Source organism: Pseudomonas sp. 32A (assembly GCF_052682255.1).
Map to the genome: position 1 here is coordinate 7,110,290 of NZ_JBQYLY010000001.1, position 26,343 is coordinate 7,136,632.

28 protein-coding genes and 3 pseudogenes are annotated in these 26,343 nt (G+C 58.1%); 13 read left to right on the forward strand and 18 right to left on the reverse strand.

Annotated elements, in window-relative coordinates:
• Window positions 1-119: 119 nt before the first annotated feature.
• The 4 genes and pseudogenes from ACUN0G_RS32460 to tnpA all read right to left on the reverse strand — a co-directional run bounded on the left by ACUN0G_RS32460 (window position 120) and on the right by tnpA (window position 2,964).
• Window positions 120-699, reverse strand: a pseudogene (locus ACUN0G_RS32460) (plasmid pRiA4b ORF-3 family protein).
• A 3-nt stretch (window positions 700-702) separates the two neighbouring features.
• Complete coding sequence (gene tnpC, locus ACUN0G_RS32465) at window positions 703-2,208, reverse strand: IS66 family transposase (protein ID WP_445575408.1); 1,506 nt, start codon at window positions 2,206-2,208, stop codon at window positions 703-705.
• A 37-nt stretch (window positions 2,209-2,245) separates the two neighbouring features.
• Entirely contained in the window at window positions 2,246-2,590 is a 345-nt protein-coding gene (gene tnpB / locus ACUN0G_RS32470; RefSeq protein ID WP_133750717.1) for an IS66 family insertion sequence element accessory protein TnpB, read from the reverse strand.
• Window positions 2,587-2,964 (reverse strand): IS66-like element accessory protein TnpA, encoded by a 378-nt coding sequence (gene tnpA, locus ACUN0G_RS32475; RefSeq protein ID WP_218568083.1) that lies wholly within the window; start codon window positions 2,962-2,964, stop codon window positions 2,587-2,589. Before tnpA ends, tnpB begins: the two co-directional genes overlap by 4 nt.
• 33 nt (window positions 2,965-2,997) lie before the next feature.
• On the opposite strand from tnpA, the gene ACUN0G_RS32480 reads away from it, so the two are divergent.
• The gene (locus ACUN0G_RS32480; RefSeq protein ID WP_445575409.1) at window positions 2,998-3,555 is read left to right on the forward strand and encodes a hypothetical protein; all 558 of its coding nucleotides are present in this window, start codon (window positions 2,998-3,000) and stop codon (window positions 3,553-3,555) included.
• Between the two features lie 9 nt (window positions 3,556-3,564).
• On the opposite strand, the gene ACUN0G_RS32485 is transcribed toward ACUN0G_RS32480, so the two are convergent.
• Entirely contained in the window at window positions 3,565-3,750 is a 186-nt protein-coding gene (locus ACUN0G_RS32485; protein ID WP_445575625.1) for a JAB domain-containing protein, read from the reverse strand.
• A 286-nt stretch (window positions 3,751-4,036) separates the two neighbouring features.
• Between ACUN0G_RS32485 and ACUN0G_RS32490 the strand changes: the two are divergent.
• Together ACUN0G_RS32490 and ACUN0G_RS32495 are read left to right on the forward strand one after the other, a co-directional pair.
• Window positions 4,037-4,614 (forward strand): annotated as a pseudogene (locus tag ACUN0G_RS32490) (transposase); the annotation flags it as partial.
• 50 nt (window positions 4,615-4,664) lie between these two features.
• Window positions 4,665-5,669, forward strand: coding sequence for a hypothetical protein (locus ACUN0G_RS32495; RefSeq protein WP_445575410.1), 1,005 nt, complete (start codon window positions 4,665-4,667; stop codon window positions 5,667-5,669).
• 157 nt (window positions 5,670-5,826) lie between these two features.
• Here ACUN0G_RS32495 and ACUN0G_RS32500 read toward each other — a convergent pair whose 3' ends face one another.
• From ACUN0G_RS32500 to ACUN0G_RS32510, 3 genes are all read right to left on the reverse strand, one after another.
• Window positions 5,827-6,417, reverse strand: coding sequence for a hypothetical protein (locus tag ACUN0G_RS32500; RefSeq protein WP_445575411.1), 591 nt, complete (start codon window positions 6,415-6,417; stop codon window positions 5,827-5,829).
• A gap of 36 nt (window positions 6,418-6,453) precedes the next feature.
• Window positions 6,454-6,714: a hypothetical protein gene (locus ACUN0G_RS32505; protein WP_445575412.1), complete on the reverse strand. Its 261-nt coding sequence runs from the start codon at window positions 6,712-6,714 to the stop codon at window positions 6,454-6,456.
• A gap of 392 nt (window positions 6,715-7,106) precedes the next feature.
• Window positions 7,107-7,988 (reverse strand): FitA-like ribbon-helix-helix domain-containing protein, encoded by an 882-nt coding sequence (locus tag ACUN0G_RS32510; protein ID WP_445575413.1) that lies wholly within the window; start codon window positions 7,986-7,988, stop codon window positions 7,107-7,109.
• Window positions 7,989-8,415: 427 nt separating this feature from the next.
• On the opposite strand from ACUN0G_RS32510, the gene ACUN0G_RS32515 reads away from it, so the two are divergent.
• The 3 genes from ACUN0G_RS32515 to ACUN0G_RS32525 all read left to right on the forward strand — a co-directional run bounded on the left by ACUN0G_RS32515 (window position 8,416) and on the right by ACUN0G_RS32525 (window position 9,413).
• Window positions 8,416-8,556 carry a hypothetical protein gene (locus ACUN0G_RS32515; RefSeq protein ID WP_445575414.1) on the forward strand — a complete coding sequence of 47 codons (141 nt, stop codon included), beginning with the start codon at window positions 8,416-8,418 and terminating at the stop codon, window positions 8,554-8,556.
• Window positions 8,557-8,763: 207 nt separating this feature from the next.
• Window positions 8,764-9,054, forward strand: a complete 291-nt coding sequence (locus ACUN0G_RS32520) for a type II toxin-antitoxin system ParD family antitoxin (protein ID WP_445575415.1) — start codon at window positions 8,764-8,766, stop codon at window positions 9,052-9,054.
• Window positions 9,055-9,056: 2 nt separating this feature from the next.
• Window positions 9,057-9,413: a type II toxin-antitoxin system RelE/ParE family toxin gene (locus ACUN0G_RS32525; protein WP_445575416.1), complete on the forward strand. Its 357-nt coding sequence runs from the start codon at window positions 9,057-9,059 to the stop codon at window positions 9,411-9,413.
• Between the two features lie 205 nt (window positions 9,414-9,618).
• Here the strand turns inward: ACUN0G_RS32525 and ACUN0G_RS32530 are convergent, their stop codons facing one another.
• Entirely contained in the window at window positions 9,619-9,918 is a 300-nt protein-coding gene (locus ACUN0G_RS32530; protein WP_445575417.1) for an Arm DNA-binding domain-containing protein, read from the reverse strand.
• 789 nt (window positions 9,919-10,707) lie between these two features.
• Between ACUN0G_RS32530 and ACUN0G_RS32535 the strand changes: the two are divergent.
• Window positions 10,708-11,311 (forward strand): annotated as a pseudogene (locus ACUN0G_RS32535) (glutathione S-transferase).
• A gap of 100 nt (window positions 11,312-11,411) precedes the next feature.
• Here the strand turns inward: ACUN0G_RS32535 and ACUN0G_RS32540 are convergent.
• Entirely contained in the window at window positions 11,412-12,452 is a 1,041-nt protein-coding gene (locus tag ACUN0G_RS32540) for an AraC family transcriptional regulator (protein WP_322145036.1), read from the reverse strand.
• Between the two features lie 304 nt (window positions 12,453-12,756).
• Between ACUN0G_RS32540 and ACUN0G_RS32545 the strand changes: the two genes are divergently transcribed.
• Genes ACUN0G_RS32545 through ACUN0G_RS32555 form a run of 3 tightly spaced genes read left to right on the forward strand, consistent with a single transcriptional unit; the run spans window position 12,757 to window position 15,031 of the window.
• Window positions 12,757-13,170: an ester cyclase gene (locus ACUN0G_RS32545; RefSeq protein WP_322145035.1), complete on the forward strand. Its 414-nt coding sequence runs from the start codon at window positions 12,757-12,759 to the stop codon at window positions 13,168-13,170.
• Between the two features lie 38 nt (window positions 13,171-13,208).
• Window positions 13,209-14,003, forward strand: a complete 795-nt coding sequence (locus tag ACUN0G_RS32550) for an SDR family oxidoreductase (protein WP_445575418.1) — start codon at window positions 13,209-13,211, stop codon at window positions 14,001-14,003.
• Between the two features lie 59 nt (window positions 14,004-14,062).
• Complete coding sequence (locus tag ACUN0G_RS32555; protein WP_445575419.1) at window positions 14,063-15,031, forward strand: EthD domain-containing protein; 969 nt, start codon at window positions 14,063-14,065, stop codon at window positions 15,029-15,031.
• Here ACUN0G_RS32555 and ACUN0G_RS32560 read toward each other — a convergent pair.
• The 3 genes from ACUN0G_RS32560 to ACUN0G_RS32570 form a co-directional block, all read right to left on the reverse strand.
• The gene (locus ACUN0G_RS32560) at window positions 14,986-15,327 is read right to left on the reverse strand and encodes a Rieske (2Fe-2S) protein (RefSeq protein WP_445575420.1); all 342 of its coding nucleotides are present in this window, start codon (window positions 15,325-15,327) and stop codon (window positions 14,986-14,988) included. The two genes, ACUN0G_RS32555 and ACUN0G_RS32560, sit on opposite strands and share 46 nt — an antisense overlap.
• Window positions 15,328-15,392: 65 nt before the next feature.
• The gene (locus tag ACUN0G_RS32565; protein ID WP_445575421.1) at window positions 15,393-16,439 is read right to left on the reverse strand and encodes an aldo/keto reductase; all 1,047 of its coding nucleotides are present in this window, start codon (window positions 16,437-16,439) and stop codon (window positions 15,393-15,395) included.
• Window positions 16,440-16,468: 29 nt separating this feature from the next.
• The gene (locus tag ACUN0G_RS32570) at window positions 16,469-17,164 is read right to left on the reverse strand and encodes a hypothetical protein (RefSeq protein WP_445575422.1); all 696 of its coding nucleotides are present in this window, start codon (window positions 17,162-17,164) and stop codon (window positions 16,469-16,471) included.
• A 303-nt stretch (window positions 17,165-17,467) separates the two neighbouring features.
• Here ACUN0G_RS32570 and ACUN0G_RS32575 point away from each other — a divergent pair, with 303 nt between their 5' ends.
• From ACUN0G_RS32575 to aldA, 3 genes are read left to right on the forward strand one after another with little or no spacing between them, the layout of a single operon-like run.
• Entirely contained in the window at window positions 17,468-18,709 is a 1,242-nt protein-coding gene (locus tag ACUN0G_RS32575; RefSeq protein ID WP_445575423.1) for a cytochrome P450, read from the forward strand.
• Between the two features lie 29 nt (window positions 18,710-18,738).
• A complete protein-coding gene (locus ACUN0G_RS32580) occupies window positions 18,739-19,953 on the forward strand; it encodes an alpha-hydroxy acid oxidase (RefSeq protein WP_445575424.1) in 1,215 nt (404 codons plus the stop codon).
• On the forward strand, window positions 19,950-21,392 hold the full coding sequence (aldA, locus tag ACUN0G_RS32585) for an aldehyde dehydrogenase (RefSeq protein WP_445575425.1): 1,443 nt from the start codon (window positions 19,950-19,952) through the stop codon (window positions 21,390-21,392). The genes ACUN0G_RS32580 and aldA overlap by 4 nt, the downstream gene beginning before the upstream one ends.
• Window positions 21,393-21,434: 42 nt before the next feature.
• On the opposite strand, the gene ACUN0G_RS32590 is transcribed toward aldA, so the two are convergent.
• The 5 genes from ACUN0G_RS32590 to ACUN0G_RS32610 are packed head-to-tail and all read right to left on the reverse strand — an operon-like array spanning window position 21,435 to window position 26,328.
• The gene (locus ACUN0G_RS32590) at window positions 21,435-22,181 is read right to left on the reverse strand and encodes an SDR family NAD(P)-dependent oxidoreductase (RefSeq protein WP_322145025.1); all 747 of its coding nucleotides are present in this window, start codon (window positions 22,179-22,181) and stop codon (window positions 21,435-21,437) included.
• Between the two features lie 31 nt (window positions 22,182-22,212).
• Entirely contained in the window at window positions 22,213-22,473 is a 261-nt protein-coding gene (locus ACUN0G_RS32595; protein ID WP_322145024.1) for a cytochrome C oxidase subunit IV family protein, read from the reverse strand.
• A 3-nt stretch (window positions 22,474-22,476) separates the two neighbouring features.
• Window positions 22,477-23,040 (reverse strand): cytochrome c oxidase subunit 3 family protein, encoded by a 564-nt coding sequence (locus ACUN0G_RS32600; protein WP_322145023.1) that lies wholly within the window; start codon window positions 23,038-23,040, stop codon window positions 22,477-22,479.
• Window positions 23,041-23,055: 15 nt separating this feature from the next.
• Entirely contained in the window at window positions 23,056-23,784 is a 729-nt protein-coding gene (locus ACUN0G_RS32605) for a hypothetical protein (protein ID WP_445575426.1), read from the reverse strand.
• Window positions 23,785-23,838: 54 nt separating this feature from the next.
• Window positions 23,839-26,328 carry an efflux RND transporter permease subunit gene (locus ACUN0G_RS32610; RefSeq protein ID WP_445575427.1) on the reverse strand — a complete coding sequence of 830 codons (2,490 nt, stop codon included), beginning with the start codon at window positions 26,326-26,328 and terminating at the stop codon, window positions 23,839-23,841.
• Window positions 26,329-26,343: the final 15 nt, after the last annotated feature.

Below are 26,343 nucleotides of genomic sequence, written 5' to 3' on the forward strand. Positions count from 1 at the left end.
GAGTCAGAGAGGAGTCGGACATAAGAGACAGGGTGGAGCAGCATAAATGCACTGGATTTATTGCCTTCTACTCCGTAGGCGCGACAACAGTAAGCGTCCGAGCTACACCGCCTTGCAACTCAAACCTTGATCCGTTTAAACCACTGATTCACGCGCTCGCGCTCAAATGCTGCTGGATCAAAAAACATCGCCATGCCATTCAACCATTGCGTCATGCTCCGGATGATCGGGGTTGGCCATCGCCTCCAGGAAGTCCTCGTAACCAGGCCCGCCACCTACGTCTTCCGGGGGGCACGCATTGGCGCCGTCGATGCAATACGGAACCTGAGGACAGGCAATTGGGGGGAGCGTTTTTTCGACTTTGATACGGTGATGCCAACTGTCACCAAAGTCGTAGAGATAATTGAATGTCCGCTTTCCGCTAAGCGCCTTGATCAGCGTTTTACGAGCTTCCGGGTTTACCGTAGGCCCCCAACCATCAGGGTCGGGCATGCCGTAATTCTCACCGGCAATTTCAAACTCATGCAGATGGGTATCACTCCAGCCCATCACGACCTGGATGACATGATGCAGCTTGCCCAAGGTAATATTTTCAGGCACCGCGAACCGACGCCAGATCGTCGGAGTGATCCACTTCAGCTCAATGTGCAGCAGCAACAGGTCGGGGGTGGGTTTGGGTAAACGGACAGTTTTAACCATGAATCAGGCGGCCTCGCAGTGTTCGGTGTGGTTCAAGGAAATGTTCCAAGGCAGCAACTCGCTCACCCGATTGATCGGGTGCTCGGCAATGTGCTCAAGCACATAGGTTAGATACGCCTGTGGGTTCAACCCGTTTAGCTTGGCCGAACCGACCAGGCTGTAAATCGCAGCCGCTCGTTCTCCGCCAGCATCGGAACCGGCAAACAGGTAGTTTTTGCGGCCCAGCGCGACGGCGCGTAGCGCCCGTTCGGCGGCGTTGTTGTCGATTTCGATTCGGCCGTCATCGCAGTAACGCGTCAACGCCTGCCACCGGTTGAGGGCATAGAGGATTGCACCGGCCAATGTCGATTTTTTCGACAGTTGAGTCAGCGTCTGGTTAAGCCATGCGTGTAGTTGTTCCAGCAGCGGACTTGCTCGGCTTTGCCGAACCGCTTTTCTTTGATCTGGCGGCTGTCCTCGGATCTCGCTCTCGATGGCATACAGGGCCGCAATCCTTTGCAGCGCCTCGCTGGCAAGTGGTGAAGCCTGGTCTTTGTAGACATCGTAAAACTTGCGGCGGGCGTGAGCCCAACAGGCGGCTTCCTGAATGGTGCCTGTCGCATAAAGCTGAGCAAAGCCGGCGTAGCCGTCAGCTTGCAAAATCCCGCTGAAGCTCTTGAGATGAGCTCGGGGATGTTGCCCCTTGCGATCCGGCGAGTAGGCAAACCATACAGCCGCCGGCGTCGCGTAACCGGCAGGTCGGTCGTCCCGAACGTACGTCCATAGGCGAGCCGTTTTGGTTTTGCTGTTGCCTGGCGCGAGCACGCCAATCGGCGTGTCGTCGGCATGGATTTTATGACCTCTCATCACATGATGCTCAAGGGCGTCGATCAGCGGCCTGAGCAATTGGCTGCTCTGGCCGACCCAGTCGGCCAGAGTTGAGCGCTCCAGCTCCACGCCCTCACGGGCGTAAATCTCGGATTGCCGATACAGCGGCAAATGGTCAACAAATTTGGAGACCAGCACGTGGGCCAATAGCCCAGGGCCTGCAAGGCCTCGGGCTATCGGCCGACTCGGTGCCGGTACCTGAGCGATGTGTTCGCAGCAGCGGCAAACCCACTTGGGGCGAACATGGCGGATCACTTTGAAACGTGCCGGAACGTACTCCAGCACTTCGGACACATCCTCACCCAAATGGCGAAGCTTCCCACCGCAGCCAGTGCATTGCGACTCGGGCTGATGGACGTGAGTTTCGCGAGGTAGGTGTTCAGGTAACGGCTTGCGCCGAGAGACAGGGCGAGGTGGCGGTTCGGGTGGCGGCGTCAGTTCAGTCTGACTGACTTGCAACTCTTCAAGACTCAGTTGGAGCTGATCGATCATCGCGTCCAGTTGCTCGGAGCTGCGACCGAACTGCATACGACGCAGCTTGGCGATCATCATTTTCAAACGCTCAATCTCTGCCCGCTGGGCAGAGACCAGTGCCTTCAATGCTTGAAGATCGTTAGGCAGGGAGTCGGTCGCGAGAGTCATGACCGAATGTTACTTGGGATTTTTTCAGCGTGGCAAGTCAGACCGCGAGGACGGGTGCTGTACGAATTGGCCTGCGCCAATCAATGCCTTCCAAAAGCATCGACAACTGCGCAGCCGTCAGCGACACGCTGCCGCTGGTTGCTTGCGGCCAGATGAAGCGCCCTTGTTCCAGCCGTTTGCAAAACAGGCACAACCCGTCGCCGTCCCACCATAGCAATTTGATCCGGTCACCGCGCCGTCCGCGAAAGGCGAAAATCTGACCGGAGAACGGATCGGCTTCAAGCTGAGTCTGCACCAGTGCGGCTAAACCGTCGAAGCCACGGCGCATGTCCGTGACGCCGGCAGCGATCCAGATGCGGGTTCCAGCGGGAGGAGCAATCATCGCAGTAACTGCTGCAAGATGATTTGCAGGGTATGTGGGTCAGGCGTGCCAGTGATGCGCAGCTTGGCTTTTCCCGCCTCAACAACGATCACGGAATGACACTCTGGCGGTGGCTGAATGACTTGCGGTAAATCCATTGGCGCCTCGATCACCTGGACGGGCAAAAGCGTTGTGCTCTGGCTGACGGCGCCGAATGTTCCTTCCTGATATTGATGCCGCCAGCGAAAGACCAAGTTGGCATTTACGTCATGCTCACGAGCGATCAACGACACGGAGGCGCCAGGCTGGAGGGTGGCCTCGACGACTTGGCGTTTGAACGCCAGCGAGAAGTTGGGGCGGCGGCCGGTTCGACGAACGGGGGCAACTGTATCCAAGATAGTGTCCACTAAAAAATGGTGTCCACTATCTTGGCCAATTTTGGAGGCCCTCAGCAGAGGGTGCTGGCCGGACGGTTACCGACAACAGCACTCAAAAGAAAACTCATTTCATTAGAGAAGGTCGGGATAGATGTAATTGAGATATATCTAGACAATGTTCTTGACATCATCCCAACCATGATGGGATTCACTCTTCAAAAATATTTCCAACGCCCGCAAGAAATGCACCATCACTTAGCCGAAGCGGGCGGCTATAAACCCCTGCAGTGCATGAATGATGAGTGCGGCAAAGACATCATAAGCAAAGAGCGAATTCCATACTCCCTTGCAGGCTTCTATATTGACAATGAAAATTCAATCCATTTTCTCTACGGATGCAAGAGCTGCGTAGCTGACTACTGCACCCACCCCTATTGGGCCGAAATTGGACAAATAAGATATATCGAGCAGATGTTGGGGTGGCGTTCGGTAGTTGATGAGGTGGCAGTCCAGAACAAACCATCGGCTGATTTTTATAAGCACTGGGCACTACTTCAAGAGGCCATACTTCAAATTCAAGTGCCGCAAGGATGGGGGCGCTGGATATAGACGGCTAATTCAATCAAGACAAGGTGAAAATGGACAAGAGCCCTTGGATTGGAACAGCCCTTCGGCGAAGGACGCCATACCGCCTCCCGCGACTATGCCATGGTCGAGCTCGCGCACGTCCACTACGACTAGCGCCTGATTGAGCTGTGGCGTCAGAACCCGGTCGAACGTGCTCGGCTGGATTCCCGATCGGATGGTTGTGCCGGTCGATCACCTCCGCTGCGTCGCGCCGCAGGGTCTTTGAGCACTTCGGCAGATACACTTCAGCCGCGTCGAGCGTACCGCGTAGCATCTCGGCGTATGCCAGCCAAAATATGTAGCAGCAAGGTTCCTGCATTCTTTGACTTTCCGGCCAATCATTTTTCAGCGTTTTTCCAAAAACTAGCTAGGCCCCCTTATTTGCGACACCAAGCAAGGTGTAGTGGTCTAATGAAACCGGACACCCATTTAGGCGAGAATGCTCGCCAGATCGAGGTGTCAGATGACCAAACAACGCCGCTCCTTTACTCCTGAATTCAAACGCGAGGCTACCGACCTTGTGCTCAAACAAAACTACAGCTACATCGAAGCCAGCCGTTCACTCGGCATTGGTGAGTCGGCATTGCGCCGCTGGGTTGACTAGATTCAGAAAGAACATAAAGGCATCACCCCGCAGAGCAAGGCTCTGACACCGGAACAGCAAAAAATTCAGGAGCTGGAAGCCCGGATTACTCGGCTTGAGCGAGAGAAATCGATACTAAAAAAGGCTACCGCGCTCTTGATGTCGGAAGATCACGAGCGTTCGCGCTGATTGACCAGTTGAGCGCACATGAGCCGGTTGATTGGCTGTGCAAGGTGTTTGACGTCACGCGCTCGTGTTACTACGCCCAGCGCCTGCGGCGCCGCACGCCCGATGTTGAACGGCTTCGATTGCGTAGTCACGTCAGTGAGCTGTTCTCGCGAAGTCGCAGCTCTGCGGGCAGCCGCAGCATCCTGTCGCTGATGCGTGAAGACGGTGAGCAACTCGGTCGATTCAAAGTGCGTAGCTTGATGCGCGAGCTTGATTTAGTCAGCAAACAGGCGCTCCTACTGGACGCGGCGCAACGTTCGTTGGCGTCGAGTTCCACGGATTGAAGTATGCAGACCTCATCGATCACAAGCTCAACACCCCGATCAACATCCCGCTGAGATGGACGAATGCACGCGTTGTCGAGAGCGATCTCGAAGGTGTGTCGCCTGAGGATGTGGCCCCCGTCAACACTTCCCTGGAAAGCCCCTACTCGTCTCGCACCATTGGCTTAGTGCAAGACGGCTGGCTTCCGTCGGGAATGGCCCTCCAAGACAACATGGTAGTCATGCCCGATAGATGTACCTTCAGTGAGTTGAGTGGCCGATTCCGGGACGGCGCAAAAACGAACGAAGACGATAGAGATTTCCTCGATTTGTTTGCAGATCACACCGTTCGCATCAACCCGTTGCTCTTTGCCCTTGAAGGAAACGTTCGAAGCAATCCATCTCCTGAAGTTATCGAGCAACAGTTTGATATTGCCTGCGCCATGATTAGGGCGGCCTTGCCGCTGGCCGAACTGGTTCCTTCAGGACGCGGCGGGCTGCGGGGTGCAATTGGTATCATGAACGACACGCAAGCTGGCATGGCACGCAAGCAGGTATTCCTGATTCGTCTTTCCCCAATGTTGCGAGCGCCGGTGGCTGCCCGACGTGTTGGCCAGATATGGGATGAGGTACTGAAGATCGCTGACGAGTGCGGCGTCCCCAGGCGCTCACTCGTGGTTCTTGCGGCCCTTAGCGCGGTATGCGTACCCAATGGAAAGAGCCCGGCGAAGAGATTGCTGAAAATGAATGAGCGCAATTATTCGTTAGAGCATGCCTACAACGCACTTGCCGACCTGCGCTCCCTTGAGCTACTGATGCATCTCTTTGCCATGTTCCCGGACGAAAAGATTCTGCTCTGCACTGGCGATAAGGACCTGGCACTTTTCTGGGCGGGAATCAGGGCGTCCAACTTCAGACTGAACGAAGGTCACTTTGAGTGCACATTTTCGCCCATTGAAGCCTTGCTCCCGAACGTTACGGACGAAAGAAAGTCATCGTATTTCCAGGAAAGTGCCGGGTGATACTTGGGATTCGCTGGTGGCACGGGCCACTGTCGGAGCATATTGATAATGCCACGTGAACTGCGGGCGCCAATAAACGCTCAGAATCCCCGTTGCTACCCCGGGCCGTAATATTGATTAGGTCAGCAGAAGCCAATTATAAAGTCTAAAAGCTTGACTACAGCTCCGACGAAGTTGGTTTATTGTCATTGTAGTGCTCTTTCAATTTTTCATCTCCTGAGAGCACCATCATCATAATCTGCATCATGAGAATAGGGCCCGGCGTGATTTCATCAGGATTGACGTCTCGTCCATCATAATCGGGATCAGTTTCGAGTTCGACGTTAACGATCCACCAAACCTCAACCTTGCGGATCAAATTCATGACATCTTGCATTTTCTCCGTAAGTGCAAGGTCCTTTCCAGCGAGAACAATTTCAGGCATTTCATGCGCTAATGAATTGCGTAGTTCCTTGAGTTGCTCTAACACTTCATTATCCTCCTGATCAATTGCCCCTATATTCGTTAACCATAATAATGATGCGTAAAGAGGGCTTTTCCTTTTATGAAGATTAAGTACTTTTAGATCGTAATCTGGCGAGGTGGTTGTACCATCGGAATCAAAGCCGATGCTGTAGAAATCTTTTAAACGACCAATGATGGACTCTTTAAGCATTTCATAGGCCGTGATGTAGAGCGAGACAGTGATCATTCGCTCCTGCATCACTGCAGGCGTCAATAGATTCTCCCATTGTTTCTCGACGCTCATATTGTCCTCCTGAGTGGTTTCTACACTGTTTCAGGTTCATCCCTGGCTGGGCAGGTAGTCCACTACGGACGCAGCCAGCGCTGCGAACTGATCGCCATGAACTACCGAATCCCTAGCAACCCGTTCATTGCGAGCTTTTGAACCCGGCTTCGTTAGGGCGGTGACCACCGGATCACGACTGGCCTCGCACATAGCAAAAGCGTTCAAATCAGAGTCAAGCAACACTAACAGCACCACGTCGAAGGGTTGCGCCAAATCAATCGAGCCTAATCGGCCGACTATCTTGGTCTGGTTCACCACCCACCGACCTTTGATCTGGATATGTATAGGGCAGCCATTTCTGATTTCGGCAGCGTCGTAGCCAGCCTTCTGGCGCAGTGCAGATCCAAGCCAAGCTTTGGAGCCGATTCGAACTCAGCTACATCACCAGTGATACCCTACGGCTTGCCCGTTAACCGGTAGTAACGCCGGGCAAGCACCTTCGCATCATGTAAGACTTCAAATATCTCAGCATTGATAGAATCGAGACTGATTTGGATATCAATCTCATATGGGAGCCTAGCCAAATCTGAACCTCTTTGATGGTCAGGAGGGTGGCTCAGGGTTTGCGAGCACAGAGCACCACATTAAGGGTGATCGCGCTTGTAGTGCCAAGACGATACGTAAGAATGGGTTGCTACCACCCGATCTCACTCCGCCTCGCCATTGCCAAACGGTAGCTCATCCATATCCGTCCACAGAGGCGAATATCCAGCCAGCCAATTAGCAGGATCTTCCCCGCTAAATAGCTTGCGCAACCAATCAGCCTGGCTAGCTAAGCGTAGGTAATGCAGAGGATGATGAGCACCTTGCTGCGTATTCATCTCGGTTTCTTCGTAGTTATAAGCTTTCAGAACGCGGTTGCCACAGTTCGTTTTCAGAAAGCGAATAAACCTGTTGAGATTACCGCTTCCCCCTGAACCCATTCCCTCCTTAAGCATAAAGTGTTCGTATATGTAGCCGCTGGCGTAGATTTTTTTTGCGATATCGTGCCGAACGCACAAAATCATCCCATCAGAACGCCCTCCGCAGATGCGTAATAGGTGGAAGGTAACGTTCTTGCTGTGCCGGTCATACAGGAAAAAATCTTGATATTTGTTGCCGATGTTTTCGACAGGAAAGACCGTGCCCATACCGCTCAGCAACCAACGGTGGGACCCGCCGGACCAAACAACGATCCGATCCAACATGTCAAAGGTCGGCGAGCTAAGGCCGTCCAAGCAGTCCAGCAAATTCGCAGGCGATTCTTCGCCAATAGCTCGTGCTATGTCAGCAATGCTTTGAGGCTCCGTGATCGGAAAAACTTGATCTCTGCGCACGCAAGCGAACAGCTGATCCAGGCGATACCCAAAACCCTTCTGCCAAGACTGACGGTAGGTTTCGGCCACCGCCGGTTTAGCTTCTAAGCTCAATACGTAGCTTTGCAGTATCGAACGGACTTCACCTTCAGTGGATCGATTGTTTTTGATGGCGGATTCACTAATCGCCTGGTGGATGTGATCTGGTAGCTCGCGGATATTTATTCTCGCCATAACACGCTCTCCTGAATGCTCGCGACTCAATGACATCACTTTGAAGTCAAAATGAAGTCACTGCGTGCAAAAAAAAGCCCCCGCTTTGAGGGCGAAATGGCAATATCCGACATTCTGCTACAAAGAGCAAGCTTTGAAACGCTGAAATTCGGACGGATCGATCTTCAACAAATTAGAGGGAAGGCTGCTTCTTTAGCGCCATTCCCTACAAACACCACAGAATCTCCCGGCAGTGAATCCATAATCCCACCAGCATCTTATCCCTCGTCACAGCGCACGGTGACCGGCGGAGCAGCCTGCAGTCGTACTTAGGCACCTATCGAAGGAATAGTTCGCCCTGCCCGATGTTTGATGGCGCTGCACGCCTTCACTATCTGATGCCCTTGAGCGCCTGTACCCAAACCAGCTCGCCTTAGAGGCGGCCGTGATGAAATTGACCCTGAGGGCTGAGCGCCACGGCGCGACGGACACTGGCGACAATGTACGCGATGCACTTCAAACAATCGGAGAGAACGCCGGACACATCAAACAAGGCCTGGCCAAACTGAAAGCCCAAGGCCCACACTAATAAAGCTGTCCCCGACGTATCGCCTGCAACAGCCTTTTTGGACTTTGTGCACATACAGTCCCGAGCCAGCACGCGCTGTTTGGCGCGAAGGATGACCCCGTGCGACCCAGTTCGTCAGATACAGCTCTCAAGCTATGTGCACCTTAGTAAAATGGCATAATATGCCAATGATCGAAAGAACCTGCTTGCCCAGAGCTGGAGCTAATTATGGCGACGCGAAACGTTGTGCTCACCCCTCACCAGGAACAGGTTATCCATGAACTGGTTCAGTCCGGCCGTTATCAGAATGCCAGCGAAGTCATGCGAGAAGGTTTGCGGCTATTGGAGCAGCGCGTCGCCGAAGATACCTCCAAAATTGAGGCCCTGCGTCAGGCGACCTCGATCGGCATCATGGACCTTGAGCATGGGCGCTTCACGCAGTTGAACGAAGGGGATCTGGAGCACTACCTCGAGGGGTTGAGCCTGGAAGCCACCCTCCCCGCGAGGGAAAAACACTGAGCATGCCGCAGTATCGGATTTCCAACGCGGCGCGCGCCGACATTGCCGACATCCTCAGACTCTCCCAGACGCAGTTCGGCGATCGAGCACGCCAGCGCTACCAAGCACTGATCCTCGCTGCGCTGCAAGCGATTGCCGACACGCCTTATCGCATTGGCAGCCACGACCGCGATGAGCTTGCACCGGGTCTTCGCAGCTATCACCTCATCTACTCACGCCAGCAGGCTAAACACCCCCATGGAACTGTCAAAAGCCCGCGCCATGTCGTGTTCTATCGCGTGGCAAACGACGACGTGATCGAGGTCGTCCGACTCCTTCATGACGCAATGGAAGTGCAACTGCACCTGCCCAACGACTGATCACCGACCTAGCCCAAAGGCTTAACTGGCCATGAACAGCGAAGGTCTGGCGCCCCTCTACATCTCAACCTGAGCGCCCTCGCTGTCAGCCGACTCGGCGGCCAATTGAAGCGGGAGGTTCTGGGCCCGGCCGGACTATCGAGACCCACGACCAGAACACGATGTTCAACTTTGCGTAACACTTTCAATGCTGAACAACCGCTTCTTAGGCGTTTTCCGTGGCCAGGCGCCTGGCATTACGCTCCAGCTGCCGATGGACACGCGGATCGATACCCCTAGCGACCAGTGCCCTCGCAACATCACGCAGAGCGCGAGCATCTCGTAAACTAATTTCAGGATAGGTACCGAGAGAAATACGGGGTTGCTTATCCGCCCAGGAAAAGCGGAAGTGCCAGCACTTGACGCCTTTCGTATTCACGAAAAGGGCGAGGCCGTTGTAGTCAGGGAGGGTGTAGTCCTTAGCACGGGGTTTGGCGTGTCGGACCGAGGTATCGGTGAAAGCCATCGTACAATCTCCGTCTCGTTTGGATGGAGGAGATTTGTACGGTTTCCAGAGAGGCGAGTCCCACGAAAAAGTGATCTACCAAGCGCCGGATTAATGTACTAAAAAATGTACTAAGAAAACGTGGATGGTAATGTTTTCGAGTGGAGCTTACTGGAACTAAAAAATAGGCCGAAGCCTCTTTTTTAAGTCTCTACAGATCTCAATAGAAACCCGTAGAACAATAATTGGAGCGGGAAACGAGACTCGTATCTAGCGTCCGACCTATTGAAATCTAAGGGATTTATTTTCTTGCCAAGGCAGGAAAAGACTTAATTCTGGACTTGTTTTCCCAGGGCATCAAGTACCAAAGCACAGCCCCTCGCTTGTCGCGCGACAGCATGAGTGATCAAGTGCAAGCGCACCATTATCGAATGATCACCAGCAATGCTTCGTTGATCTCAATCACAGGCACATCACTCTCTTCACGCATACTAATCAACCAGCGCCTCGTTCTGGCGATGTCAAAAATCTGGCCCTGCGGGATGTATTCGAACGAGGGCTCGGAAGGCAATGGTTTAACGCTTTTATCGCTTACCGCTAGGTCGCAGGCAGGTCAATGGAGGAAATGCGCTCATGTAAGTAAAACTAACCTATTCTGGTAAAAACTTTCGATATTGCGTGGACCTCTCTCGCTATAAAGTAACCTCAATTAAACAATCCTGCCAGTTGCAGGAGGTTCCCGTTACACCGTCAACTCCTCAAGTACCCTCACTGCACTTTGAAAATCACCCTGACGTAAATGGAGGCTTCATGAAACTGGTCGGCATGCTGGACTCGCCCTACGTGCGCCGCGTAGCAATTTCCCTGGACCTGTACGGCGTCGACTTTGAGCATCAGCCGCTCTCGGTATTCAGTATCTACGACGAGTTTGCCAGGATCAATCCGGTCGTGAAGGCCCCCAGCCTGGTGCTGGAGGACTCAACCCGTGTTGATGGACTCAAGCCTGATCCTTGATTACTTCGAAGCGTTGGCGCCAGCCGACAAGAAGTTGTTGCCACAGCAGGCCAGCGCGCGCGCCCAAGACTTGCAATTGACCGGCCTCGCCCTGGCCGCCTGTGAAAAAACCGTACAGATTGTTTACGAGCATAATCTGCGCCCCGCAGAAAAACTCCACGAACCCTGGCTCGACCGAGTGACTGGCCAGTTACTGGCGGCCTACTGCGCCCTGGAAAAGCGCCTGGCCCACGGCGCTGACGAAGCGCTGACCCAAGGTGCCCTAACCGCCGCAGTGGCCTGGTCCTTCAGCCAGTTCACCGTTGCTTCAGTGGTCAACGCCGGGACGTTCCCGCATCTGCAGCGCCATGCCAAGCGACTTGAAGAACACCCAGCCTTCAAGCAATACCCCATCGAATAAGCGCACGGTACTGCGAGCCGGCACTCCAGGACCTGTTTTTTTGAGGGCCAACATCACCTGAATGGCCGTTCAACGCCGTGGCCAATGAAACGGCTCGCCCCTACCCCGCCAGCGCGCTCTCTTCGGTCCAGCGGTGCAGGCTGGGTGGCGTGTCTTTGTGCTGGGCCAGGCTGGGCCGGCGGCCCGTCCAGCGTTTGAACGCACGGGAAAAGGTACTCGCGTCGGAAAACCCGAGCATGGAAGACACCGCTTGCACCGTAACATCCGAGCCACTCAGGTATTCGTAAGCCAACTCCTCGCGCAAGCGGTCAAGCACTTCCTGGAACGTGGTGTTCTCGTCCTTCAAGCGGCGCAATAAGGTCCGCTCGGTCATGTGCATGCGCTCGGCGGTGCCGCGTCGCGAGATCTCCCCTTCAGCAAATTGCTGAACCAGGCAATCACGCACTTTCTTGGAAAAACGCTCAGACAATTGCGCCATCTGCGTCACCGCCATGCTGTCGAGCAGTGCGGCCAATTGCTCGTCCGCCGAGAGAATGGGGCGCGTCATGTCACAGCTGTTGAAGACGATGCAATCGTTCTCCTGGCCGAAATGAATCGGGCATTTGAGGATCTTGGTATAAGCCTTGATATCCTCTGGACGCTCATGCCGAAAATGCACTTCGTGGGGCACCACCTGCTTGCCGGCGATCCAACTGCTGAAACACACCAGCCCCGCTACCACGGTGTCGATGGTGTGAAAAATCGGCGGGGCGCCGCCGGTGTCGAAGTTGAAGCTGATGGATAATTTACCGCAGTCCTCGGTCAGGGTGACCGTCGCCGAGTTGGAGATCAGCTTGGCGTAGCGCGCGAAACGGTTCAGGGCATCACCCAGGGTGGCGCTGCAGCTCATGGCGTAGCCAACGACGCTGAAGGTCGAAGGACGGATTTGCGAGGCTACTTTCAGCCCGAAGTAAGGGTCTGCGGTTTCCTGCACGGCGGCCCGCCATAAGCGGCTGACGGTTTCCTGAGAGTAACGGTTGCTTCCTGCGTTGAGACCGGCGGGGTCCATGCCCACCTGTTGGAAAATCTTTTCGTGGGGTATGCCCGCGACGTCCAGCGTGCGTGCAATGGCCAATACCCAACCCGAAATTCCCGACTTCATCGCGCCTCCTCAGGGCCCCACGGCTAATCGCGCCAAGGCCTTAATCTTATTTTTGTTCGCTGAATTACGCATAGCTTTCCATGCTTGTCAACAAAGCCCGCGGCAACGCCTGAAACAGAGCGTTCGGTGCTGTCACAAGGGTTTTTGGTACCCGGCGCAGACGCTGGGTGACATTGTCACGTTCGGCCATGGCCTGGCATTTCGTGCCATCGCAGCAGGCCTTGAGCGGGAGTAAGGTAACCGGGCTTACAACAACGTCCTGCATCCCCAACAACAATAATCCACGCCTCAGGAGTAGCTCTGCATGAACCTGCAATGGTCCCAATATTGGATAGGCCTGTTTGCCAACGGCACCGACGAATTGATGACGCTGTATTCGGACAAGTTCGAGTTCGAGGACGTCAACTTCGACCTGCGCATCAACAATGACCTGCCTGCCTTGCGCAAATTTTTTGAAGGGTTCGAAATCGCCGACCCGAGCCTGTCGTACAACCGCTTTGAAGTGTTCGACTACGTGGGTGACGAAACCCTGGGTTCTTTCCAGTGGACCTGGGAAACCAAACATGCCGGCGATTTTCTCGGCGTGCCGGCAGCCGGCAAAGTCACTAAAACCCGAGGCGTCACCGTGATGGGCTGGAAGGACGGCAAGATCATCCTCGAACGCAGCATCTGGGATGCGATCCCGGTGTTCCGGCAACTGGGCGCTGTGCCGAGCTGACCTCGGCTCAACCCCATCAACTTTTCGGGACACAGACCATGGCTGCGGATATCTATCACGAGCTGTTTTCACTCAAGGGCAAGACCGCGCTGGTCACCGGCGGCGCCAAGGGCGTCGGCGCGCTGATCAGCAAGACCCTGGTGCGCGCCGGCTGCCGGGTGTTCATCAGCGGCCGCTCGCGCGACGCGGGTCAACGGCTGGTCGATGAATTGGCCGAACACGGCGAGTGCACCTTCCTGCAGCACGACTTGGCTGACGCCGAGCAGGTCCAGGCCTTGGCCAGGGAACTTGCCGAGCACAGCGCGTCGCTGGATATTCTGGTCAACAATGCCGGGACCTTCAACGCCGAGCCATTGGGCAGCGTCAGCGAAAAAAGCTGGGATGACCTGATGGGGCTCAACGTGCGCACGCCGTTTTTGCTGATCCAGGCGTTGTTGCCGTTGCTGGGTACAAAGGCGAGCACCGCCGACCCCGCGCGCATCATCAATATCGGCTCCATTGGCGGCCTGATGCCGCAGAGCAACGGCGCCTACGCCTACGGGTGCAGCAAGGCGGCCTTGCACCAACTCACGCGCATGCTGGCCTCTGACCTGCGTGTGCGCCATATCAACGTCAATGCGATTGCCCCCGGCTACTTCCCCAGCGACATGACCGCAGGCTTTTTTGAGGCAGTGCCCAACTTGGAGCAAACCATGCTCGGAAAAATCCCGGCAGGGCGTTTCGGCAGCCAGGAAGACATCGGCGGCATGGTCGTGTTTCTCGCTTCACGGGCAGGTGCCTACCTGACCGGCACCGTCACCGCGCTGGACGGTGGCTTTCTTGGCGCGGCCTAGCGCTACTTTCTCTTGGTGAAGCCGGTGAGCCCTTGCACTCACCGGCCAGGAACCCCTTTATGACCCCAGTGACCACGCTCGCCTTATTGAGCAAAAAGGACGCCCTGCCCGCCCGTTTGTTCTTCCGCTATTGGCGCGATGTCCACGGTGTGCTTGCAGCGCGTATTCCGGGTTTCCAGACCTACACGCAATTTCACCTGGGCGCGGTGGTGCGCAATCTGGCGCTGCCCACCCATGTCTCGCGTTCGTGGCCTGTGGCTGCGCGGTTCCATGGCCTGGCCGAAGTTGGCTTCGCCAATACGGCTGCGCGTGAGGGGCTGGCCAACAGCAAAGTCGCCGCACTGATCCAGGCCGATGAGCGCTACCTGTTCAAGACGTCGCTGCTCTATAACCTGGAGCCAGGTGCCAGCCGCAGTTATGCGCAGGCCGAGACAGGCGCAGAGAACGCGGGGTTTGTAATGCTGCTGGGGTTGCGTGCCGGGCACAACCCCAAGGAGCTCATCAATACAATCGAGCAGTGGCTGATACCGGCATTGCGTGCAGCCCCGGCTATCGGCGCCCTGCATGTACATGTGCTGGGCAGTGGCGACCCGAGCCAGTGGCGCACCCCTGGCGTCGACAACGAAGCCGGCACCGCCACCACCTTTGAGGCGGTGCTGCGCATTGAAGGCGTCGACAGCCAGTTGACCCTCGACAGCATCAAAAACGCCTGCGCCGCCGGCAGCCATCAAGACTTTATGGTGGTAGGCAAGTTGCACCTGTACCGCGTCGATGCCCGGCACGTGATGGTGGAAAACGCCCAGCCCACGCATTTGGGCCTGCGCGGGCTGGATGCCCTGCAAACCATTATCCTTGCCGGTGCAGACCTGCAGTTGCAGAGCGCGGTGGTCCGCACCCTTTACGGCGTCAGCCTCCGGCCCCCGACCCAAAAAAATGGGCGTGTAACCACACGCCCGTTGTGTTCCAGCGCTTGGCGTCGGGGTCAGACGCGCACCAGGATATCGTCACCGTCGATACGCACCTCGTAGCGCGCCAGGTTAATGCACGGGTCGTCCTCGCAACCCCCCGTCTGCAGGTTGAATTGCCAGCCGTGCCACGGGCAGGTCAACAAGTGCCCCTCAACGATGCCTTCGTGCAAGGGCCCCTCTGCATGGGGGCAGATACCCGCCGTGGCAATAACAGCGTCCTGCACCACAAAAACGGCGACTGCCTGCCCGTCAACGATGCCCGCCACCGGCTCACCGCCACGCAGCGCGACAACCGAACCGACCCGTCGAAACTCACCCGAGCTGGCGATCAGCCGGGCACTGTCTGGTGTACTCATGCAACTCTCCTCACACGTTCTTGTTATGCCGGGCAGGCGCATAGAGGCCCTGCCTGCGGCTGTGGTCAACGACGGCCAGGAAACCGCCGCAGGTCAAGTTGGTCGAACATGCCGCCATACCCCAGCGACATGGGCATGTCCCACCCCAGCATCGAGTAGGGGTGCCCGGCATCAAAGGCGCTGGCCTGGTCCAGCTCTGCAAGCGTCAGGGCATCAAGCTCAAGCTCGGCCGCCTGCAGGTTCTCGTGGACCTGTTGCGCACGGGTCGCGCCGATAATGGGAATGACCCCGCGCGACATCACCCACGCCAACGCCACCTGGGCCGATGAGCACTGCAAACGGTCCGCCACCCGGTCTACCGCCAGGGCGATCCCACGGTTACGCGCATCCAGTGCCTGCAACTGCATCGAATCCAGACGCTTGGAGCCCTCATGCGGTTGTTGCCGCGTGTACTTGCCGCTGAGAATACCGCCCGCCAGCGGCGACCAGGCCGTAACGCCGATGTCATAGGCGTCAGCCAATGTCAGGTGCTCGCGCTCGACCGAACGCTGCACCAGGCTGTATTCCACTTGCATACAAGCAATCGGCGCCAGGCCGCGCAGCTCGTGGAATGCCTGGGCACGCGAGACCACCCACGCCGGCACATCGGACAACCCGATGTGCAGGATCTTGCCGGCACGGATCGCGTCATCCAGCGCACGATGGACTTCTTCCACTGGCGTAGTGAAATCCCACCAGTGGACTGAATACAGGTCGATGTAATCGAGCCCCAGCCGCTGCAGGCTGGCGTCCAGCGACTGGGTCAGGCTTTTGCGGTGCATGCCCGCAGCGTTCGGGTCGCCTTTTCCGGGCACGGCATTGGCGTATTTGGTCGACACTACAAAGCGTTCACGATCATCGGCCACCAGATGGCCGACAATCCGCTCACTTTCACCACCGGTATACATATTGGCAGTGTCAATAAAGTTCCCACCGCCCTCCACAAAGGCATCGAACACACCACGGGCCTGGGCTTCAGAGCGCGACCATTCGGCACCGGGGCCAAACGTCATGGTACCCAGGCAAATTTGCGAAACACGTAACCCACTGCGACCCAGAATCGAGTAGCGCATGTTCAGCTCCTTCTCGGTTGACGGTGGGCTCAGTTGTTGCGCCAGGCTTCGTCTGGTGGGGGGATCAACCCCAGCTGAATCGCGAACTCTCGAAAGTTCCAGTGGGTACGGCAGCGCACGATCTTGCCGTGGCGGTAGAACTGCGTGGTGGTGCCACGGGTCACGGTGGTCTTGCCTTTGGCCGGGATGCCGAAGAAATCGGCGTTATGCCGGGCTTTCCAGATCCACTGCATGTAGCCCCACTCGTCGTATTCGAAATCGGCGCCCAGGCGCATGTTGTCCGTCAGCCGGTGGTAGTCCTGCTCGGCCCAGCCGGCGGGCGTACCGGCCTCGCGCAAAGTGGCTTTGGAGACGGGCACGGTGTGTCCGTCATAACTGATCACTTCAAACAGGTGCTCACCGAACTCGGAGTCGGGTCCGGAGTTGTTGAACACCACAAAGGCTTTGTACAACTCCTCCTTGGTGGTGATGGTCTGGCCAAACTCTATGTCTTCCCAGACAAAATCGTCGGCGTAGTAACCCAGCACCTCATCGGCGCCCTTCTCGAAGAACGCTGTGACCCAGTCCTGCGCCGTGGTGAAACTCTTGCGGGCGTGGCCACCGCCCAGGGCGCTGGCGCCTTCGACGTGGGTAAGCGGTGCCGGCGTGCGCAAAGTACGGATGAATTCGCGCTGGTGCGGGTCCAGGTGCTCGTCGTTGACCTGGTTCGCATAAAGAATGTGCATACACGTGTCCTCTTATTGTTCTGGGATGAATCATCAAGCCGTTTTCACGCTCGATACTTATAACGGCCCCCACTGCCGCCGCCCGTTGCTTTAAATGCCAGCGGCAGGCGGTTCGTGACAATCGTTGGGCCGCCCTTGCGCCCGCAAACCCCTTGGCAGCGCTCGCGCAGCGAATGGCACAGGCAGTGCGGCGATGGCGCGTATTGCCATTGAGCAAAGTGGCAACGAAGGCATAGCGTGTAGAGGCGAACCCGGATACCTCTCGGGAAATAAGAATAAAAGTCCACAGCGCCGGAGATACCCATGAATCAGTCACATGCTGCCCAGGACGGCGATATCGCCACCAAGACCTACGACCCCCTGGACCATGACGTCAAACAGAATCCCTATCCGTTCTACAACCAGTTGCGGCGCGATGAGCCGGTGAAGTGGCTCGAAGGCATGCAAGCGTTCGCAGTGGCCAGCTACGAGGAGGTCGATGCACTGCTCAAGAACGGCAAACTCTACAGTTCGGCGCAGTTCTGGCCGGCACTGCTCGGGGAGTTTGACCCGGTGCCAGAGGTACCGCCGATGATCTCCATGGACCCGCCGAACCACATCCACCTGCGCAAGATCGCCAACAAGGCGTTCACCCCGAGCAAGATCCAGGCGCTGCAGGAACGCGCGAACAATATCGCGCATGAGTTGATCGACGACATCATTGCCAAGCACGGTAACGAAGGTGAATGCGACTGGGTCTGGGACTTTTGCGCGCTGTTCCCGGTGACGGTGATTTCCGAAGTACTCGGCGTGCCCACCGAACGCCGCGCGGAGTTCAAGGTATGGGTCGACGACACCCTGGCCGCCGCCAATCGCGCCGCTTATGACGCACCGCGCCTGGCCCAGATCAAGGCCAATTCCGAACAGTTGCGCGCGTTCATGGAAGACATCATCGCCCTGCGCACCGCCGAGCCTGGCAACGACATCATCTCGACCTTGATCCAGGCCGATGTCCAGGGTGAGAAACTCAGCCATGTGCAAGTGCTGTCGATGGCCGTGCTGTTGCTGATCGGCGGCGTGGAAACCACCACCAACCTGCTGGGCAGCACGTTGACCCTGCTGCACCGCTACCCGGACGTGGAGCGACGCGTGCGCAACGACCCGAGCCTGATCCCTGCGCTGCTTGAAGAAGTGCTGCGCTTTGAACCGCCCGTGCAGATGATTTTCCGGCATACCACCGAAGACACCGAGCTGGCAGGCGTGGCCATTCCCAAAGGCTCCACCATCATGCCGTTGCTCGCTTCAGCCAATCGTGACGAGAGCAAGTTCCCCAACGGCGAGGTGTTCGATATCGACCGCAAGGTCAGCGTACCGATCATGTCGTTCGGCCAGGGCCCGCACTTTTGCCTGGGCAGTTACTTGAGCCGCATGGAAGCCGGCAAAGCACTGGAGGTGGTATTCAAGCGCCTGACCCTGCTGGAGCCGCTGTCCAAGGACGTGCATTGGATCGACTCCTACTTTGCCCGCGGGCCCCATGAACTGCGCGTACGTTTCAAGGCTCAGTAAGCCTCATCCTTCAACAAGGGGGTGGGCCTATGAGCCGACTTGAAGACTGCTTCAACGTGGGGGATTTCGCGGCGGCGGCCCGGCGCCGCTTGCCGGCGCCGCTGTTCCACTACATTGCAGGCGGCGCCGACGATGAACTGACGCTGCGCGCCAATACCGAGGCTTTTGCCCGCTACGACCTGGTGCCGCAGTACCTGCACGATATCCGCAAGGTCGACATGCGCCGCAGCGTGTTTGGCTGCCCGCTGGAATGGCCACTGCTGTTGTCGCCCACCGGCATGACGCGTGTATTTCACCCTGCCGGCGAGTTGGCGGTGGCGCGGGAAGCAGCCCGGGCCGGTGTGGCGTACAGCCTGTCGACCATGGGCACCACCAGTATCGAAGCCGTTGCTCAGGCCTGCAGTGGGCCAAAGATTTATCAGCTGTACCTGCTCAACGACGACGGGCTGAACCTGCACATGATCGAGCGCTGCAAGGCTGCCGGTTTCGATGCGATCTGCCTGACGGTCGACACCATCGTCGCCGGCAACCGCGAGCGCGACTTGCGCCATGGTCTCACCGTGCCGCCGCGCCTGAACCTGAAAAACCTCTGGTCCTTTGCCCAACGCCCGCACTGGTGCCTGGATTACCTGGTGGGTGGCGGGATCAGCCTGCCCAATGTACCCACGCCCGATGGCGGCGACCTGGGCACACTGGCGGCTTTTTTTGCCGCAAAAATGGAACAGAACATCACCTGGGCGCGGGTAGAACGGCTGATGCAGCATTGGGGCAAGCCGTTCGTGATCAAAGGCCTGCAATCGGTCAGCGATGCGCGTAACGCGGCCGCCGCCGGGGTGCATGGAATCATCGTTTCCAACCACGGCGGGCGCCAGCTTGACGGCACCGCCGCCACCGTGGACCTGATCGCCAACATTGTCGACGCCGTGGGTGACCAGTTGGAAGTGGTCCTCGACGGCGGCGTACGGCGTGGCAGCCATATCGTCAAGGCGCTGGCCATGGGCGCCCGCGCCTGCATGCTCGGCCGCCCTTACCTCTACGGTTTGGCTGCTTTCGGCCAGCCCGGTGTGCAACGCGTACTCAGCCTGCTGCGCCAGGAGACGGCGCGCACGCTGGCCCTGCTTGGCTGTGCCAACCTCGATGAGATCAACCGCCAACACATCACCGTGGCCGGCAAGCTGCCGCATTTTTTGGCCGGCACTGATCACCCGCCACTCTCAACCACTTTGCTTCGGAGCGTGAAATGACAAGCCCTGAATTTACTTTTCAGCATTACCTCAATGGCCGTTTTATCCCAGGTTCCGGCCAACGTATCGAGGTGTTCAACCCCTCGACCCAAGGCCTGATCGGTTCTATTCCCGATGGTGATGCGGCACTGGTCGACGAAGCGGTTGGCGCCGCACGCGCGGCCCAGGACAGTTGGGCCGCCCTGCCCGCCAATGAGCGCGGCCAGTACCTGCGACGCATGGCCAAACTGGTCCGCGAGAACCTGCCGCGCCTGGCACAGGTCATCGCCATCGAACAAGGCAAGGTCATGCCGCTGGCGGAGCTTGAGGTCGCACTGGCCGCCGAATACCTGGACTACAACGCCGAGTGGGCGCGACGGCTTGAGGGTGAGATCGTCGCCAGTGACCGGCCCAAGGAAAACATTCTGTTGTTTCGTCGCCCAATGGGTGTGGTGGCCGGCATCCTGCCGTGGAACTTCCCCTTGTTCATGGTGGTGCGCAAGGTCGCCCCGGCCCTGCTGACGGGCAATACGGTGGTGATCAAGCCCAGTGAGGAAACCCCATACAGCGCCTACGAGTTCGCGCGTATTGTCGAACAGGCGCAATTGCCCGCCGGCGTGTTCAACCTGATCGGCGGCGTGGGCGCCAGTGTCGGCCAGGCGCTCGTGGCCCACCCCTTGGTGGATATGATCAGCTTCACCGGCAGTTCAGCCGCGGGCGCAGCAATCATGGCCAACGCCGCGCGCAACATTACCAAGGTCAACCTGGAACTGGGGGGCAAGGCCCCGGCGATCATCCTCGATGATGCCAACATCGACCTGGCTGTCGCTGCCATGAAGGCCACTAAAAGCCTGAACAGTGGCCAGGCCTGCAACTGCACCGAGCGGGTCTACGTACAGCGTGGCGTGCAGGCCGAGTTCAACGAAAAACTCGCGGCGGCGTTCGAGAGTATTCAGTTCGGTGACCCCCTGGGTGGCCGCCCCGTCGAAATGGGCCCGGTGATCAACCGCGCTGCCGTCGAGCGCCTGGGCCTGCTGGTGGATGACGCATTGGCCAAGGGCGCGCAGATCCTCACCGGCGGCAGCGGCCTGAACAGCGATAACGGCTGTTTTTTCAAGCCGACGGTGATCGCCAATACCCACGCCGACATGCATATCCTGCAACGCGAGATCTTTGGCCCGGTGGTCATGGTCGACACCATTGAAGACCTCGACGAGGGCATTGCCCGCGCGAATGACAGCGAGTACGGCCTGAGCTCGTCGATCTTCACCAGCAGCCTGGCCAGCTCGATGCACGCCATCGGTGCGCTGAAATTTGGCGAGACCTACGTCAACCGTGAGAACTTCGAGGCCTTCCAGGGTTTCCATGCCGGGGTGCGTCGTTCCGGTATCGGCGGCGCGGATGGCAAGCACGGTCTGTACGAGTACACCCACACCCAGGTCGCCTACATCCAGGGCTGACCCAGGCGTCGAGCCGCGCAATGCGGCTCGACGTTCAACCCTTCAAGTCGCCAACGCCAGTTCAATCCCCCTGATCGATGTGCCCGTGCTCCAGCCACCGTCTACCGAGAGGATCTGCCCGGTGATGTAGCTGGCGTCGTCGCTGGCCAGAAAATGCACCACGGCGGCCAGCTCTTCGGGCTGGCCGATACGGCCGAGCAAGGCAAATACCGCGGCGTTCTTACGCACCATATCTGGCGCTTCGCTCATGGCCATCGGCGTTTCAATGATGCCGGGCGCGATGCAGTTGACCCGGATACCGCGCGAGCCGTATTCAACCGCCGCCGTTTGCGTCAATGCCATGATCGCGCCCTTGGTGGCGGCGTATTCACCCCACTGGGCAAACCCGCGCACCGCCGTGATCGATGAAAAATTGATGATCGAGCCACCTGCCGTCATGCGCGCCGCGGCGTGCTTGATGCCCATTTGCACGCCCATCTGGTTGACACGCCAGAACCGCTCGGAGCGCTCCAGGTCCGCGTCGGCCAGCAAGTGCCCGCTGGAGATCGCCGCGTTGTTCACGTAAATGTCCAGGTGCCCGGTGCGGTCCATCACCTCGTCACACAGCGTGGCGATAGCAGCCTCGTTGGCCACATCGACATGCCGGTAATGACAGCCGTCTTCGCTGGCCTGGGTAACGTCGGCGATCCAGACCTGCGCGCCGGCCTGGCGCAAACGGCGCGCGGTGGCAGCGCCGATACCGGATGCACCGCCGGTGACGATGGCGTTCTTGCCCGTGAGATCAAACATGGGAATCTCCTGTTGTTGTTTTTCAGATAAATCAGATAAGGATGAAACTGGCGATCAATAACGCGCTGACCACCAGCAACCAGGTACCGAACACCGCTTGCCAAATGCGCGGGGCGCCAAACAGCTCCATGAACCAGAGCATGACCAGCGCGATCTTCAGCGCCGCCAAACCCAGGATGGCCGCCGGAGCCCACTGTTCACCGGCCTGCAGCGCGGCAACCCAGGCGCCGCCCGCCGTGGCGAGCATCAGCGCCAGCCACACGGCGCCTAGACGGTTGAAGAACAGTTCCATGGGTTACTTCGCCAGGTACAGAAGTGGAAAAAGCATGATCCAGATGAGGTCGACCATGTGCCAATAGGTGGCGCCTGTTTCCAGGCCCGAGGTTCGTCCGCTGTCGTAGGCACACAGGCCGGTGTTGCGCGCCAGGATGGCCAACACCACGCTACCCGCCAGTACATGCAGAAAATGAAAAAATGTCAGGCTGAAATACAACGTGAAGAAGCTGTCGGTCAGCGGCGTGATACCCCTGGAAAACTCCTGCCCGTACTCCACCAGCTTGACCGCGGCAAACACCAGCGCACAGCACAGCGCCGCGACCAACAGGCGCTTGCCGGCGCGCGTGCGCCCCAGGCGAATGGCATGCACGGCCTGCGCAACCAGCCAGGAGCTGGTCAACAGCACCAGCATGTTGCACAGGCCAAGGGCCACGTTCAGTTGCGCCTGGGCGGCGGCAAACAATTGGGGTTGCCTGGCCCTTTCCATGCCATAGGCCAAAAACAGAACGCTGAAAAACAGCATGTCCAGCAGAATGAAAATCCAGATCCCCGGCACGCCGGGTAACACACGGGTCCTATTCATCACGGCACCTGCGGGTTAGGCCAAAGATTCCTGCTCGACCTGGCGGATGGCCGGAAACAGCAGAATGCTGGTCAGTACCATCCAGGCAAAGAAGCTGCTGAGTACCACCCAGTAGGTGATCAACCCATGCCAGGCAAAAGGCCCGTCTTCGACAAACGGCATGATGTACGCCGCGATAAACGTCGCGGCAATCGCGAAGGTCGCCCAGCCCAGCCACTTGGGCAGCAAGGGCTGCGTGCGCCGGTCCATGAAAATGGCCCCACCGAAGGCGCACATCTGGATCGCGGTGACCATGATCGTGGTGTCGAAGATGAACCAGCCGATGTCGCTCAACAGCTGTATGTCCTGGGGCGAACGCAGGCTGGTTCGCACACTGGCGGTCAACCACATGATCGAAAACCCCAGGGTGACGAAGGCCGTTGCAATACCGCCGACGAACTCCAGTTGCGCCAGCAAGCCGTCCGGGCCTTCGATCTTTTTGATCACGGCGGAAATCACCAGACTCCACACGTAATACAGCGGTGCAACAAACAAGGTGCCGACCATGCCGGCACGGATCTTCAGGTTATTGGCCAGGAAAAACTCGCTGATCTGCTGCGCATTCAAATACTGCGGTGGCGCCGGCAGGAAGCCGGCGAGCAGCCCCCAGAAGGCAACCAGCCCGACCAGATAAACCGGCCCGGCCCAGGCGCAAAGGCGCCAGACCCGGAATACAGTGGTGTCTCGCAAGATAGTGTCGTGCATCACGCGCCCTGCCCTTTTGTGATTATTGTTGGGGTGATTGGTACTGGCTGTGCCTTAGCCCGCCCGCACGGCGGGCGGCTTGCGGGCCGCCTGCGCCGGCATGGGCGGCGGGCGCCTGGCCTGGGTCTTGAGCACATCGGTTTGATCGGTTTGCCCGCCTTGGCGGGTCATCCGCGACTGCGGCAACAGGAACGCGGCCAGGCTCGGTACCAGGATCAGCGCACCGAGCATGTTCCACAGGAACATGAACGCCAGCAGGATGCCCATGTCGGCCTGGAACTTGATCGGTGACCAGGCCCAGGTGATGACCCCGGCCGACAGCGTTACACCGATCAAGGCCACGACCTTGCCGGTGGAGGACAACGCGGCGAGGTAGGCTTCCCGAATCGAGGCGCCCTGTCGCTGGTGATAGAGGTGGATGGTCAGCAGGTACAACGAATAGTCCACGCCGATCCCGACCCCCAGCGCCGTCACCGGCAAGGTCGCGACCTTGACGCCGATGCCCAGCATCACCATCAGCGCTTCACACAGGATGGTGGTGACCACCAGTGGCACCACCGCGACGATCACCGCGCGCCAGCTGCGAAAGGTGATGAAGCACAACAGGATCACCGCTGCGTACACGTACAACAACATCGTGCGGTTGGCGTGTTCCACCGCAATGTTGGTCGCGGCATCAATGCCCGAGGTGCCGGCTGCCAACAGGAACTGGCGCTCGTCGGTGTTATGCGCCTTGGCAAACGCCTCGACGGCGGTGACCACCCGGGTCAGGGTCTCGGCCTTGTGATCGCTGAGAAACGCAATGATCGGCGCCACCGAACGGGCGTCGTTGAACATCTCCGGGCTGGTGGCAGACACCAGGTTCATCGCGTCCTGCAGCACAAACGGGTCGCGGTTGATGCTTTCCCACTTCAATGAACCTTCGAAGCCCACCTTGGTGTAGGCCCGCGCCAGGGTGGCCGCCGACACAGTGGTTTGCACCCCGGGCAAGTCACGCAGGACCTGCTCCAAACGGTCCATTTCCAACAGGGTTTCATAGTTGATCAGGCCTTGGGGCGGCGTGGCCACGATGACCGCGAACTGATCGCTGGACAGTTGGTAGTGGCCGCTGATGTAGGCGTTGTCCTTGTTATAGGTCGAGTCGGCGCGCAGCTCCGGTGCGCCGGGGTGGAGGTCGCCGATCTTGATGTTGAGTGCGACCATCCAGCCGCCCGCCGTAAGTACCACCGTCGCCACGATCACCCATACCGCGCGGCGCTTGTCGGCAAACCTGCTGAGCCACACCAGTAATGGGTGCGTGCCCTCCAGCCGGCGCTGGCTGCGTGCCGCAGAGGCAGCACTGACGCCGGTGAACGACAGCAACACCGGCAACAGAATCAGGTTGGTGAAGATCAGCACAGCCACACCAATACTGGCTGCTGCCGCCAGGCCACAGATCACCGGGATATCAATTACCGCCAGTACTGCAAACCCCACGGCATCGGCCAGCAGCGCGGTCATCCCGGCCAGGAACAGGCGCCGGAAGGTGAAGCGCGCGGCGATGTATTTGTGGGTACCACGCCCGATGTCCTGCATCACCCCGTTCATCTTTTGCGCACCGTGGGAAACGCCGATGGCAAAGATCAGGAAGGGCACCAGGATCGAATACGGGTCGAGCACAAAACCGAAGGCTTGCATCAAGCCCATCTGCCAGACCACCGCGACGATGGAGCACCCGGTCACCAGCAAGGTACTGCGCCAGCAGCGGGTGTAGAACAGGATAAACAGGGTCGCAGTGACAACGGCGATCAGGAAATACACCAACACCTGGTTGAGCCCGTCGATCAAATCGCCGATCAATTGCGCAAAACCGATCACCTGGATATCCACGCCACGCTGTTTGAAGTCACCGCGCAGGGTTTCGATCTGGTCGCGAAAAGCCTTGTAGTCGAAGGCTTCGCCCGTGACCGCATCCTTGTCGATCAACGGCAGGAAAATCATCGAGGACTTCTGGTCATTGCCCACCAGCGAGCCGGTAATGCCCGAGCGCCGCACGTTGAACCGCAGCGCTTCTACGCTGGCCGCCGAGCCGTCGAAACCGATGGGCATCACCGGGCCGCCCTGGAAGCCATCGGCGGTGATTTCGTTCCAGCGCACCACCGGCATCCATAGCGACTTGACGAACGCGCGGTCGACGCCTGGGTACAGGTAAACCTTGTCGTTGATCTCGCGCAGGGTTTGCAGGTACGCCGGGTCGTAGATGTCGCCGTCACGGTTGGTGACGACAATGCGCACCGAGTTGCCCAGGCTGCGCAGCGAACTGGCGTGTTCAAGGTAGTTTTTAACGAAGGGATGGGACTGCGGCATCATGTCTTCAAAGCTGGCCTTGACTTGCAGCCGCGCCGACAAAAAGCCCAGGCCCAGGGTCAGCAGGATACAAATGGCGATCAGCAGCCGCCGATGATTGAAGATCAGGCGCTCAGTGCGCGTTCCGGAGGCCGTGTCGAAATCCTTGAGATTGGACGTAATCGGCATGCCGTCGCTTTGACCGGGAGAGTGTGCCATCAGCTGTGCATTCCA